This is a genomic window from Actinoplanes sp. NBRC 101535 (assembly GCF_030269225.1).
In the GTDB taxonomy this organism is placed as follows: Bacteria; Actinomycetota; Actinomycetes; order Mycobacteriales; family Micromonosporaceae; genus Actinoplanes; species Actinoplanes rectilineatus.
On sequence record NZ_BSSY01000001.1, the window covers coordinates 815,919 to 829,186 of the forward strand.

The following is a 13,268-nucleotide window of genomic DNA, read 5'->3' on the forward strand; positions in this document are numbered from 1 at the left end:
TTCGACGGCACGTTCCCGGACACCGCCGGACTGTTCGGGTGCCCGGTGTCCGATCGGGGAGCTCATACCGCTGCGAATCGGCAGCCGGATCCAGGAGCTGAGGCGCACAGCAGATCCGGCCCACCCGGCGTTCTCCTCGTGGCGCCCTCGACACCCACGGCCTGGTCGAGCACGCCCAGACCCGGGCGGCGGGCATCCGCCGCCGCCGGCGTCTCTTCGCGGGTACGGCCACCGCACTCGCCCTGGTTGCCGCCGGTGTCACCGTTCCGCTGGCACTCGGTGAGCAGAACCGCACCGGACTACCGCCGGCCGCGACCCCGGTGTACCGCACCCCATCGCAGTTCACCCTGGAGATCGCCGCCGGCTCCGGGTTCCGGATCATGAACCGGGAGAGCCAGCGCGGCGTCGAGTCCGCCATGGTCCGCAACAGCGCGATGGTGGCCGCGGCCCGCCCGGAGAACGTGCCCGGCTACGCCGGAGCCGACGTCTTCGACCCCGGTGCCTTCGACCCGGCTGCCCTGCAGCGCGGCGAGAAGATCACCGTCGGGGGCCGCCCGGCGTTCTTCACCACCGGCCTGACCCTGCCCGACGGCATCAACGGCAACATGATCGGCGGCGCCACCACCGGCGTCGGCTGGCAGACCGACCAGAACGCGTGGGTGGTCGTCGCCGGCGACCCCGAGGACACCCGTGAGCAACTGCTCCAGGTGGCCGAGGGGGTCCGCCTGCACGCTCCCGAGCAGGCCCGTGCCCCGTTCCGGTTCACCGGCCTGCCCGCCGGCCAGGAGCTGACCTTCCTGTCCCTGACCGGCGTGCACGTCCAGATCGGGTTCGGTGAGGGCGGCGTCCCGTCGGTGGCCGGTCTCCCGCGTCAGCTGCCGCTGTCGGCTCACGTGTATCCGACGTCGAACCCGGACTGGTCCGCCATCAGCCACGACCTGGGCGAACCGACCGTGATCGGCGACTTCGCCACGTGGTACCCGCCCCGCCCCAACGGCACCTACGGCGGCACCGACACCGGCGCCGACATGATCGTCCGAACGGGCGGGTGCGTCCTGGAACTGCACACCGACAACCGCATGCAGATCACCCGGCAGGACCTGACCGCCGTGGTCGAACACACCACGATCGGCGACTGCACCGACCCGGCCGGCTGGCTGCCCCCGATCGGCTGAGTCAGCCCCGCTGACTCCACAGGACCTGGCCGGACCGGTCGCGGACGGTCACCGCGGGCGGGCCGGCCAGGTCGATCTCCACGTCCAGGTGGTCGTCGCCGTCGCGGGAACGGGTGCGGTAGACGTAGCGGGTGTTGGTCAGCTCGCGGCTCTCGGTGGTCGCGGTGGTCAGCCACGGGTGGCGCCGGCGCAATCCGATCAGCTCCTGGTGCGCCCGGTGCACGTCCTTGCCCCAGTCGGCCAGGCCGGCGGGCTGTTCGGGGAACTCCGGGCGTACCGCGTCGTCGCCGCCGATCCGGTCCTCCTTGACGCCGGTGAAGCCCTGCTCGTCGCCGGCGTACACCGACGGGATCCCGCCGACGGTCATCACCACCGCGCAGGCGGCCACCGCCCCGTCGGCCCCGGCCAGGCTGGCGATCCGGGTGACGTCGTGGTTGCCGGCGAAGGTGTTCGGCACGAAGGTTTCCAGGAAGCCGTTGTGCCGGGTCAGCGCCCAGTCCAGTTCGAACAGGTTGCGGTCCCGCAGGCTGGACCAGAGGGCCTTCCACAGCTCGTACTGGGTGACGGAGTCGACGCCGGATGCCGCCACGAACCCCGGGTAGTCGCCGTGGATGACCTCGCCGAGGAACCACGCGTCGGGGTGCTTCTCCCGAACGCGGGGCAGGACCCGGGACCAGAAGGCCGGATCGACCGAGTACGCCGCGTCCAGCCGCCACCCGTCGATCCCGCGGTCCAGCCAGTGTTCCAGGACCGCGGCGGTGTAGTCCACGGCCTGCGCGGACCGGTGGTCGAGCCGGGCCAGGCCGGGGTGCCCCTCGAAGAGCCGCGGCGTGCGGGCCGCCCAGTCGATGTCGAACAGGCCGGCGGCCGGGCTGTCCGGGCCGTCGCGCAGCGCCCGCAGCAGCTCGGGGTGGTCGCTGCCGACGTGACTGAAGACGCCGTCGAGCACGATCCGCAGCCCCCGTGCCCGGCAGGCCGCCACCAGGTCGTCGAAGTCGCCGTCGTCGCCGAGCCGCGGGTCGATCCGGAACTGGTCGAGGCTGTCGTATCCGTGGGTGGCGGCGGCGAAGACCGGTCCGAGCAGCAGCCCGGAGGCGCCCAGCTCGATGGCGTAGTCCAGCCAGGGCAGCAGACGGCGCAGCCGGGGTGCGGGGGACGGGCCGGGGTCGCGGATCGGCGCGCCGGTGAAGCCGAGCGGATAGACGTGCCACCAGATGGCGTGGTCGACCCAGGACATGGCGCCTCCTATTGAACCGGATTCACTAACATTAGTGAGGCTAGTTCAATAGGCGCTAGGATGCCACCGTGGCACGTACCGACCGGCAGCCCCGCCAGCGACTCGACCCGGACGAACGGCGGGCCGCGATCCTCACCGCGGCCGCCGTCGAGTTCGCACGCCAGGCGTACCCCCAAGTCAAGATCTCCACGATCGCGGCGCAAGCCGGCGCCTCCGACGCTCTGGTGTACCGCTACTTCGCCGGCAAGGACGACCTCTACGCGGAGGTCGTCCGCCGCGCCCTGCGGGAACTGCTCGAACGCCAGGACGCGGCCCTCGCCGCGCTGCCCGCCGGGGTGCCGGTGCGAGACCGGGTCCGCGCGATGGTGATCGTCCACCTGGACCACGTCGCCGAACAGCCGGCGTCCTGGGCGTTGCCGCTCAACCACCCGTCCGTCGTCGACGGTGTCCGTGCCGAGGCCCGCCGCGACCAGGTGGAGCACCTGCGGAGCCTGCTCGCGCCGAACGAGCAGCTGCGGCACGCGTACGCGCTGTGGGGCTGGTTCGGTCTCCTGGATGCCGCCTGCCTGCACTGGGCCGGCCGGGGCTGCCCACCGGACGACCGCTGGTCCCTGATCGACGCCGCACTGGGCGCGCTGGAAGGTGCCCTCGGCGACTGGGCGGCCTGAATTCATGTCCGATCTCGGACCGATCGCGCAGTTGATGTCCCAGTTGTGAGGAAATGATCCTGCGGCGCCCACTCGTGCCAAGCGGGCGCCGCCTCCGGATCGCTCAGAGAACGGTGCAGGCCGTCCCGTTCACGGTGAAGGCCGTCGGCGCCGGGTTGCCGCCGGTCCAGCTGCCGAGGAAACCGGCCGTCGCCGAGCCGCCGCCCGCGACCGCCCCGTTCCACGACGTGTTGGTGACGGTCACCGCCGTCCCGGACTGCGCCACCGTGCCGTTCCAGAGCTGGGTGACGGTCTGCCCGCCGGTGAACGCCCATGTCAGGGTCCAGCCGGTCCAGGCCGTGGTCCCGGTGTTCGCGACCTTCACCTCACCCTGGAACCCGCCGGTCCAGCTGCCGGTGACCCGGTAGGTGACGGCACATCCCGAGGTGCCCGGAGGTGTCTGTTCGATCTTGGACGGGTCCACCACGCCCCAGTATGCCGACTTGGCCTGGAGCACCGTGTCGAACAGCAGCGGCGCGTCCTTGCGGGTCACCGGGAACGTGTCCAGCCAGGTGTTGTCGTCGGCCAGTCCCCACAGCGTCACCGAGGTGATCTCCCCGGCGAACTCGCGGAACAGCGCGAACATGTCCCGGTACACGTACGCCTGCTGCAGCAGCCGATCGGCCGGCGGCGCCGGGAACGACTCGCCGCTGCCGGTGTAGATGCTCACGTCCATCTCGGTGATCTGCTGCTCCACGCCCAGCGGCACGAACTTCTGCAGCATCGCCCGGGTGTCGGCCACCGACGGCCAGCTCACGTTGATGTGCATCTGGTGCCCGACGCAGTCGACCGGCACACCCTCCGTGCGCAGCTGCGACACCAGGGCGAACAGGGCGTCCCGTTTGGCCGCGACGTTCGTGTTGTAGTCGTTGATGCACAGCGTCGCGGCCGGCAGCACCTCCCGGGCCACCCGGAACGCCGTCCGGATGTAGTCCAGACCGGTCACCGTGAACCAGGTGCTGCGGCGCATCCCGTCCGCCTGGCTCTCGTCGATCACCTCGTTGACCACGTCCCACACGCCGATGTCGTCGCCGTAGTGGCCGGCCACGTTGCGGATGTGGTTCTCCAGCCGGCCGAGCAGGAGTTCCTTGTCCTCGGCGGTGGCCGTCATCGGCTGGCCGTCGGCGCCGAGGAACACCCAGGCCGGTGTCTGGTTGTGCCAGACCAGGGTGTGCCCGCGGACGGCGGTGCCGTGCGCCTTCGCCCAGGCGATCAGCGGGTCGGCCTGCGTGTAGGTGAAGGTGTTCTCGCTGGGTTCGGTGGCGTCCCACTTCAGCGCGTTGCCCGGTGTGACGCTGGCGAAGTGCTTGGCGAGCAGCTGACCGTGTTCGGTCACCGTCTCGGCCCCGGTGATCGCCGCCCCGACCGGGAACTCGGTGACCACGTCCTTGACGCTGGGGATGCCGGTCTGGATCGGCAGCGCCGGCACGTAACTGGCGGTCACGTCGTCGATGAAGAACGCGCCGGTCGTCGACGCGGTCTCCACGTAGATCCGCAGGAACTCGACGTCGGTGGCCAGGGTGTAGCGCCCGGTCAGGTTCGTCCAGCCGCCGGAGGTGACCGCGGTGTTGCCGGCCACCTGGTCGTAGGCGGCGACGCCACCGGTGCGGCGTTCCACGCTGAGCCGCGCGTTGTCCGAGCCGGACGCCGTCCGTACCCACACCGAGATCGTGTAGGCGGTGCCCTTCACGAACGTGTCCAGCACGTCGAACGAGGGTCCCTGCCAGGTCGCGGTGCGCCCGCTGACCGACAGGCTGCCGGTCCCGCCGTGCGCGACGGTGGTGCTGGGCGCCAGCGTCTCGGCCGAGCGTCCCGCCCAGCCCTGGACGGTGCCGTCCTCGAAGTCACTGGTCAGGACGGTGATCGGGGTGGGGTCGGCGACCGCGCTCGCGGCCGCCGTGACGGCGGTGAGAGGAGCCGCGACCAGCAGGGTGGTCACGGCCAGCCGCGCGAGTGCGCGCATGTGCCGGCTCCTTCTTCTCCGGGGGTACGCCGGAAGCCTCTCCGGGGACACAGGAAATTCATCGACAGTCATCGTTGCATGGGAGCGCTCCCGTTACAACGGCGTGAACGGCGCGTTTCCGCGGCGCTGACGGACTGCCGGGGAAATGCGGATGCCCCGCCCGGCCGTGATCACTAGGTTGACGCGCATGCGACCACTCGACGAGAAGGAGATCCGCGACTCCTTCATCAACTGCACCAAGGGCGAGGCGACCCGGATCAGGCTCCCGGCCGGTTTCGCCACCGGCGAGACCCCCTGGGACGACCTGGACTTCCTCGGCTGGACCGACCCGGCAGCGCCACTGCGCGCGCTGCTGGTCGTGCCGGGCGCGGACGGTCCCACCGGCCTCGTGCTGCGCCGCCCGGAGAGCACGAAGACCAGTGCCCTGCGATCCAGCATGTGCCAGGTCTGCCTGACCGAGCACGCCGCGTCCGGGGTGGCGCTGTTCGTGGCGCCGCTCGCCGGCCCGTCCGGCCGCAAGGGCAACACCGTCGGTCAGTACCTCTGCGCCGACCTGGCCTGCTCGCTCTACCTGCGGGGCAAGCGCAAGCCGCGGATGCGCCTGGTCCGCCGCGAGGAGACCCTCACCCTGCCGGAACGCATCGACCGGTCCCTGCGCAACCTGTCCGCCTTCACCGACCGCGTGTCGGCCGGCTGACCATGCGGGAGGAGACCCGCCGATGACCGGCACACCGAGTGACCACACAAGACGAAGCCCCGCCCACCGCAGACGCGGAAGGCGGGGCTTCTCCGTCGGGGACGGCCGCGCCGCGGCCGGGGCGGGGCCGCCGGTCACGCGTACCGGTGAGAGAGCGTGACCGGCAGTCCCGCCCCGACCATGACGGGTCAGGGACCGGTGACCCCGGTGGCGACGCACGCCTCGCCGTCCGGGCCGGAGCCGATCTTCGTGGGCTCCTCGCCGGTGTCGTTGCCCTCGAACAGGTCGCACAGGCTGATGTCGTCGCCGACCAGGGTGACGCCGTCGATGGTCAGCTTGTCGCCGAGGTTGACGTTGATACCGGCCAGGGTGTTGCCGGGGGCGGTGGCGACGATGTTCTCGATGCTGACCGTGCGGGCCGCCTGGGTGGAGCAGTTGCCGCAGGACCGGTAGAGCTTGCCGAAGTCGGAGACCTCGAAGTTGCGGATCGTCACCGAGCCGCCGGCACCCCGGTTGTCCTGGAACACCTTGTCGGAGGCGGAGGCCGCGCTGCCGCCGTCGATGACGACCGTCGCGTCCTCGCCGCGGAACGTGGCCGCGTCCTCGCCGACGTCCTCCCAGTGCACGTTGGTCAGGGTGCAGCTGCCCGCGCAGTGCACGCCGTCGGCGGCCGGGCTGCCCAGGATCACGTTGCTCAGGGTGGCGCCGTCGGCGAGTTCGAAGAGCGCGTCCTGGCCCTCGGCCTGACCGCCGTCGCCGAGGTCACCGCCGCCGATGAAACGCTTGTTCGCGCCGTCGAACACACCGGAGACCTCGATGCTCGCGGTCACGACCTGTTCGCCGGTGGCCGGGGGTACCTCGGCCGCGGACGAGAAGTTGGTGAAGGCCACCGCCGCGCCCACACCGACCACGGCGACCGCCGCGACGATCAGTCTTCCTCTGGCGCGCTTGAATCCGGACATCACTGGGCCTTCCGGTCGAGGGGGGCTTGCTCCGTCGAGGAATGACACGGACAGAAGACCGACTCCGGTTCACCTAAAGTGGCGACCATGACGGCGACGAGGTTCCGCGAACTGCACGAGTCCGGCACGTTTCTGCTGCCCAACGCCTGGGACACGGGGTCCGCGAAAATTCTGGAAAGTCTGGGATTCGCCGCGATCGCCACGACCTCGTCCGGTTTCGCCGCCACCCTCGGCAAACGGGACCAGGCGGTGACCCGCGACGAACTGGTGGCGCACGTGGCGCTGATGACCGCCGCGGTGTCGATCCCGGTCAGCGTGGACGCCGAGCGGGGTTACGCCGAGACCCCGGAGGGCGTCGCCGAGACGGCCGGCCTGCTGGCGGAGGCGGGCGCCGCGGGGCTCTCCATCGAGGACTACGACCCGGTGGGCGCCCGGATCGACGAGCTGCCCCGGGCGGTCGAGCGGGTGGCCGCGGCCGCCGGACGGGGGCTGGTGCTGACCGCCCGCGCCGAGAACCACCTCTACGGCATCGACGATCTCGACGACACGATCGCGCGGCTGGTCGCGTTCCGCCAGGCGGGCGCGGACGTCCTCTACGCCCCGGGACTGAGCGAACCGGCCGACATCACCCGGGTCGTCGAGGCGGTCGGGGCGCCGGTGAACGTGCTGACCGTGCCGGGCGCGCCGAGCGTCCCGGAACTGGCGGCGCTGGGGGTGCGGCGGGTCTCCACCGGCGGTGCGCTGGCCTGGGCGGCCTACGGCGCGCTGCGCGACGCCGCCCGCGAACTGCAGGTCACCGGCACCACGGGCTTCCGCAAGGGCGCGCTGTCCGCGACGGAGATCAGCGCCGCCTTCGGCGATCGACCTGTGACGGGTACGCCGTGAAGCAGTCCCGTCGGCCCCGGTCGCGTCAGGCCCCGGACCGGCTGACGATGCCACCTCCACAGCGGATGGCAGGAGTCGTGCGCAACTGCCGCCGCCGGGGGCGGGGAGACCCCCGGCGGCGCGATCTCAGCCCAGCAGGGCGGTCTCGCGCATCGACCGGCGGTACGCGGCACGCTCCGGGATCCGCGGCTGCTGCACGGTGATCGTCTTCTCGACGTGGATGGCGTGCCACAGGCAGAACATGGCCACCGTCCAGACCTTGCGGGACCGGTCGGCGACGCCGGCGCGGTGCTCGGCGAGCAGGCCGCGGGCGTACCCCAGGTCGAGCAGGTGACCGGTCTGCGAGGTGGCGAGCAGGTGGTCCACCCAGTCACCGATCATGCCCTTGAGCCAGACCCGGGTCGGGGTCGGGAAGCCCAGCTTCTTGGCCTCGCGGACCGACTCGGGGACGATGCCGCGCATCGCCTCCCGCAGCGCGTGCTTGGTGGCGATGCTGCCGGAGGGCAACTTCATCTCGGTGGGCAGGCCCGCGGCGGCCGCGTAGACCTGCTGGTCGAGGAAGGGCACCCGCAGTTCGATGCTGTGCGCCATCGACATCCGGTCGGCCTTGCACAGGATGTCGCCGGGCAGCCAGGTGTGCAGGTCGACGTACTGCATCGAGGCGACGTCGTCGACGTCCGCGGTCTCGGCGTACAGGTGCGCGGTGATGTCGGTGTGCGGCTGCGCCGTGTAGCGCATCAGCCGCGACTTCTCCTCCGGGTCGAAGATCCGGGCGTTGCCGTAGTAGCGCTGCTCGATCGGGGTGGTGCCGCGCTCCAGGAACGACCGTCCCCGGACCCCCTCGGGCAGCACCTCGGCCAGCTTGTGCAGGCTGCGCTTCATGCCCGGCGGCAGCTTCTCGACACCGGCCAGCGACAGCGGCTCGCGGTAGATGGTGTACCCGCCGAACAACTCGTCCGAGCCCTCACCGGAGAGCACCACGGTGACGTGCTGCGACGCGGTGCGGGCCAGGAAGTAGAGCGGGATCAGCGACGGGTCGGCGATCGGGTCGTCGAGCAGCTGGGTGATGCGCGGCAGCGCGTCCAGCACGTCCTCGTCGCTGACCACGGTCGGGGTCAGCCGGATGCCGAGCTGGTCGGCGGTGTGCTGGGCGATGTCGATCTCGGAGTAGCCCTGGGCGGCGAACCCGGCGGTGAAGGCGTGCAGGTCCGGCTTCTCCCGGGCGGCCAGCGCGGCGATCGCCGACGAGTCGACACCACTGGACAGGAAGGTGCCGACCGGCACGTCCGCGTGCAGGTGCTTCTTGACGCTCGCGGTCAGCGCATCCCGGATGGCGGCCTGGGCCATCTCCGGCTCCAGGCGCAGCGGCCGCAGCGACGGGCGGAACCAGCGGTGCTCGCGGACGCCACCGCCGGCGGTCCAGATCAGACGGTGACCCGGGGGCAGCCGGCGGATGTGCCGGTGCAGGGTCAGCGGGTCCGGCACGAACTGGAAGGTCAGGTAGTGGGCGACGGCGTCGGTGTTCAGCGCCGCACCGGCCGGCGCGGCGAACGCGTCGAGGCACTTGCGCTCGCTGGACAGGAACAGGCCGTCGGCGGTCTCCAGCACGTACAGCGGCTTGATGCCGAACGCGTCCCGGGCGGCGTGCAGGGTCCCGGTGCGGTGGTCGAACGCGACGAACGCGAACATGCCCCGCATCCGCGGCAGGGCCGCCTCACCCCAGTAGTGGAAGGCCGCGGCCAGCACCTCGCTGTCGCCCTCGGTGGCGAACACCGCGCCGTGCTCGCGGATCAGGTCGGCCCGCAGCTCCCGGTAGTTGTAGATCTCCCCGTTGAAGACCACGGTCCAGCGATCGGCGTACCGCAGCGGCTGCACCGAGTGGTCACGGTCGATGATCGCGAGGCGCTTGAAACCGAACGCGTACCCGTCGCCGTACTCGATCTGGGTGTCGTCCGGTCCACGATGGTGGATGCTCTCCAGCGCGGCGGCGAACGCCGCCTGCGTCTCGGCGTCCGGAGGTCCGGCGACGGACCGGCTGCTGACGAACACGCTCAGGCCGCACATGTTGGCCTCCTCTGGTCCTGCGGGGGTGGGTGAAGCGGACCGAACATAGGCACCGGGTTGTGAAGAACCTGTGCGGAAGCTTGGGGGATTGCTGTGCGGCACGAATCGGGGACCGGATCTTCACGGGTTCCTGACATTTCTTGGTCGACTGGACCCGGTCGGCAAGAATGCGAAACGTGACCGCCCGCATCCTTGTCGCCGATGACGACCCCAAGCACGCCCAGCTGATCCGTCTCTACCTCGAACGCGAGGGCCACCAGGTTCTCACCGTGAGTGACGGCAGGGCGGCTCTGGAGCAGGCCCGGGCCCGCCGGCCGGACCTGCTGGTGCTGGACTGGATGATGCCGATCGTCGACGGCCTGGACGTCTGCCGGATCCTGCGCGCCGAGTCCGACGCCGCGCTCGCCCAGGTGGCGATCCTGCTGGTGACCGCCCGCTCGGCGGAGAACGACATGCTGCTCGGCCTGGACATCGGGGCCGACGACTACCTGAGCAAACCGGTCAGCCCGCGGGAGCTCACCGCCCGGGTCCGCGCCCTGCTGCGCCGGGCCCGCAGCGGCAGCACGGAGACCTCGGAGATCCTGCGGGTCGGCGAACTCGAGGTGGATCCCCCGCGGTTCGAGGTCCGGGTGAACGGCGAGCCGGTGCCGCTGACCGCCAAGGAGTTCGGCATCCTGGAACTGCTGGCCCGCGAGCCGGGACGGGTCTTCACCCGCGGCCAGATCATCGACAAGACGTTCGGCTTCGAGAACGACGTCTCGGAACGGACCGTCGACGCGCACGTGGTCAACCTGCGCCGCAAGATCGAGCGCAACCCGGCCGATCCGCGTTACGTGCAGACCGTGTACGGGAGGGGATACCGGATGGCCGAGCAGTGAGCTTCCGGCTCCGGATCTTCCTGCTGGTCCTGGTGGTGGCGACCACCGCGATCGGCGCCACCGCCTGGCTGACGCTGAGTCTGACGTCACGCGAGGTGACCCGGGTCGATCAGGCGCGCGAACGGCACGAGGCGGAGATCCTGAACGGGATCCGCGACTTCGGCACCCGCAACGGCCGCTGGAACGGCCTGGACACGGTGGTCGCCGGGCTCTCCGCCCGGACCGGCCTGCACATCCGGGTGGTCGCCGAGGACAGCGAGGTGCTCGCCGACTCGGACAACCTGGAGAAGCGCGCCGCCGGCCCGGTGCAGCTGCTGCCCCGCAGGGTCGACCCGGCGCCGGCGCTCGACGGGTGGATCTGGGAGGACGCGATCACCCGCTCGCAGGCGGCGCTGCAGCGGATCCTGGACAACCCGCGGCCCACCACGAAGCCCACATCCAAGGAGGCGCAGCGCAAGACGCAACTCGCGGCGATGCCGTCGCTGCCGAAGGACCTGTTCGCGGCCGCGCCCCGGACCGGGGAGTTCACCGACCCGGGAGCCCGCGCCCTGTTCCAGGCGGCGCAGTACAAGGCGGCCCTGGTCGCGATCCGGTGCGCGCAGGACAACGGCCTCACCGGGGACGCCGCGCTGGGGCTGGACGTTCCGCCGTACCTCAGCGACACGCAGCGCGGCGACGCCGGCCCGTGCCTGGCCCGGGCCTCCTCCAGCGTGCGCGCCGACCGGGCGTTCCTGCGCACCGCGTGGCTGCAGGTGGCCGGCTGCACGTTCGGCGCGGTCGCCTACGGCGAATGCCTGAACAGCGGCTTCAGCCAGGCCACCGCGGCCACCTCGGCGGTCCCCGTGGAGATCTACTTCGGGTCGCGGCAGGAGACCGACTTCACCGACCTGGGACGCCCGGCCGTGCTCGGCGCGATCGGCCTGGTCGCGGTCGCCTTCCTGGGCACCGCGTGGATAGCCCGCCGGGTCAGTCAGCCGCTGCGGGTGCTCACCCAGGCCTCGCTGCAACTCGCCGCGGGACGCCTGGAAGTGCGGGTGCCGGCCCGCGGCGACGGCGACGTGGCGAGGCTCTCCGCGTCGTTCAACGCGATGGCCGAAGCACTGCAACGCAGCGAGGAACGCCAGCAGCGGCTGATCGCCGACGTCGCCCACGAGTTGCGGACACCGCTGTCGAACCTGCGCGGCTACCTCGAGGGCCTGGCCGACGGGGTGATCGAGCCGAGTCCCGAGCTGTTCGCCTCCCTGCACGAGGAGACCCTGCTGCAGCGCCGGATCCTCGACGACCTGCAGGTGCTGGCCCAGGCCGAGGCCGGTGACCTGGGCTACTCGCCGGAACTGCTGGACCTGTCCGACATGGTGGCGACCACGGCCACCGCGCACGGGGCGGTCGCCGACACCGCCGGGATCCGCCTGACCGTCCATGCCCCCGAGCCGGTCGAGGTCTACGCCGACCCGGGACGGCTGCGGCAGGTGTTCAGCAACCTGCTCAGCAACGCCATCCGGTACACCGACGCGGGTGGCCAGGTGGAGATGACGGTCCACCGGGAAGGCCCGGACGCGGTGGTGACGGTCCGCGACACCGGCGTCGGCATGACCGGCGACGAACTGGCCCGGGCCTTCGACCGGTTCTGGCGTGCCGACCCGGCCCGGCAGCGGGCCACCGGCGGTTCCGGGCTGGGCCTGACCATCGCCCGCCGGATCATCGCCGACCAGGGCGGCACCCTGGACGCGGTGAGCACCCCGGGAGTGGGCACCACGTTCACCGCCCGCCTCCCGACGATCACGAAATTGCCGGAACAGGCGCGGTGAGGGTCATCGCCGACGGCGATCGTCACGTACTCTTCCGTGCGCCCCGACGATGAGGAAGTCGCGAATGCTCCGCAGCAAACTGTTCGTCCCGATCGCCGCCGTGGTGGCCGTCCTCGCCGTGGCCGGCGCACTCATCCTGGCCGGTGTCCTGCCCCCGCTCACCGCCGAGGGCCGCCAGCAGTGGCGGCTGACGAACGCCCTCGACGACCTGGCCGAGACGTCCCCGGCGTTCGCCGTCGCCGTGCTCGACAAGGCGAACGACCGGGAGTTCTCCTACCACGGCTCGGACGGGTTCGACACCGCCAGCGCGGTGAAGGTGGCCGTGCTGGCATGCGTGCTGCTGCACGCCCAGGACGACGACCGGACCCTGACCGACGAGGAACGCACCCGCGCCGACCGCATGATCAAAGCCAGCGACAACGAGGCCACCACGGCCCTCTTCGCGAGCGTCGGCGGCGCCGCCGGTCTCACCGCGTGCGACGAGCGGCTCGGCATGGAGGAGACCACCGTCGACGACGAGTGGGGCCTGACCACCACCACCGCCGACGACCAGGCCCGCCTGCTCGGCACCCTGGTGAACGACCAGAGCGAACTGACCGTCGAACGCCGGCAGTACCTCTTCGACCTGATGTCCGCGGTCAACGCCGACCAGGTCTGGGGTGTGCCGTCCGCAGCCCGCGACGGCGAACAGGCCCCGGTCAAGAACGGCTGGGACACCCGCGCCGACGACGGCGACCGCTGGGTGGTCAACACCCTGGGCCGGCTGGTCTCCGCGGACCGCACCACCAACGTCTCCGTGGTGGTGCTGTCACACGGCAACACGTCCAAGGAGGACGGCATCGCGCTCGTCGAGAAGATCGTCGCCGCGACGCGTACCCACCTGGAGTATTGA

11 protein-coding genes are annotated in these 13,268 nt (G+C 71.3%); 7 read left to right on the forward strand and 4 right to left on the reverse strand.

Translation table 11 applies throughout. The features are described from left to right. Positions 1-320: 320 nt before the first annotated feature. Positions 321-1,175, forward strand: coding sequence for a hypothetical protein (locus QSK32_RS03500; RefSeq protein WP_285471171.1), 855 nt, complete (start codon positions 321-323; stop codon positions 1,173-1,175). 1 nt (position 1,176) lies between these two features. Here QSK32_RS03500 and QSK32_RS03505 read toward each other — a convergent pair whose 3' ends face one another. Continuing rightward, positions 1,177-2,412 carry an alpha-amylase family protein gene (locus QSK32_RS03505; protein WP_285471172.1) on the reverse strand — a complete coding sequence of 412 codons (1,236 nt, stop codon included), beginning with the start codon at positions 2,410-2,412 and terminating at the stop codon, positions 1,177-1,179. Positions 2,413-2,480: 68 nt separating this feature from the next. Here QSK32_RS03505 and QSK32_RS03510 point away from each other — a divergent pair, with 68 nt between their 5' ends. Continuing rightward, on the forward strand, positions 2,481-3,080 hold the full coding sequence (locus tag QSK32_RS03510) for a TetR/AcrR family transcriptional regulator (RefSeq protein WP_045748373.1): 600 nt from the start codon (positions 2,481-2,483) through the stop codon (positions 3,078-3,080). A gap of 103 nt (positions 3,081-3,183) precedes the next feature. Here QSK32_RS03510 and QSK32_RS03515 read toward each other — a convergent pair whose 3' ends face one another. After that, positions 3,184-5,082, reverse strand: a complete 1,899-nt coding sequence (locus tag QSK32_RS03515; protein ID WP_285471173.1) for an endo-1,4-beta-xylanase — start codon at positions 5,080-5,082, stop codon at positions 3,184-3,186. A 187-nt stretch (positions 5,083-5,269) separates the two neighbouring features. Here QSK32_RS03515 and QSK32_RS03520 point away from each other — a divergent pair, with 187 nt between their 5' ends. Further along, a complete protein-coding gene (locus tag QSK32_RS03520) occupies positions 5,270-5,779 on the forward strand; it encodes an FBP domain-containing protein (protein ID WP_045747141.1) in 510 nt (169 codons plus the stop codon). Positions 5,780-5,967: 188 nt separating this feature from the next. Here QSK32_RS03520 and QSK32_RS03525 read toward each other — a convergent pair whose 3' ends face one another. Beyond that, complete coding sequence (locus tag QSK32_RS03525; protein ID WP_045747140.1) at positions 5,968-6,741, reverse strand: pectate lyase; 774 nt, start codon at positions 6,739-6,741, stop codon at positions 5,968-5,970. A gap of 87 nt (positions 6,742-6,828) precedes the next feature. On the opposite strand from QSK32_RS03525, the gene QSK32_RS03530 reads away from it, so the two are divergent. Continuing rightward, on the forward strand, positions 6,829-7,626 hold the full coding sequence (locus tag QSK32_RS03530) for an isocitrate lyase/PEP mutase family protein (RefSeq protein ID WP_045747149.1): 798 nt from the start codon (positions 6,829-6,831) through the stop codon (positions 7,624-7,626). A 126-nt stretch (positions 7,627-7,752) separates the two neighbouring features. On the opposite strand, the gene asnB is transcribed toward QSK32_RS03530, so the two are convergent. After that, positions 7,753-9,690, reverse strand: coding sequence for an asparagine synthase (glutamine-hydrolyzing) (asnB, locus tag QSK32_RS03535; protein WP_045747139.1), 1,938 nt, complete (start codon positions 9,688-9,690; stop codon positions 7,753-7,755). A gap of 167 nt (positions 9,691-9,857) precedes the next feature. Between asnB and QSK32_RS03540 the strand changes: the two genes are divergently transcribed. From QSK32_RS03540 to QSK32_RS03550, 3 genes are all read left to right on the forward strand, one after another. Next, positions 9,858-10,568 carry a response regulator transcription factor gene (locus QSK32_RS03540; RefSeq protein ID WP_211275583.1) on the forward strand — a complete coding sequence of 237 codons (711 nt, stop codon included), beginning with the start codon at positions 9,858-9,860 and terminating at the stop codon, positions 10,566-10,568. Continuing rightward, a complete protein-coding gene (locus tag QSK32_RS03545; RefSeq protein ID WP_285471174.1) occupies positions 10,565-12,376 on the forward strand; it encodes a sensor histidine kinase in 1,812 nt (603 codons plus the stop codon). The genes QSK32_RS03540 and QSK32_RS03545 overlap by 4 nt, the downstream gene beginning before the upstream one ends. A gap of 64 nt (positions 12,377-12,440) precedes the next feature. Further along, positions 12,441-13,268 carry a serine hydrolase gene (locus QSK32_RS03550; RefSeq protein ID WP_045747136.1) on the forward strand — a complete coding sequence of 276 codons (828 nt, stop codon included), beginning with the start codon at positions 12,441-12,443 and terminating at the stop codon, positions 13,266-13,268.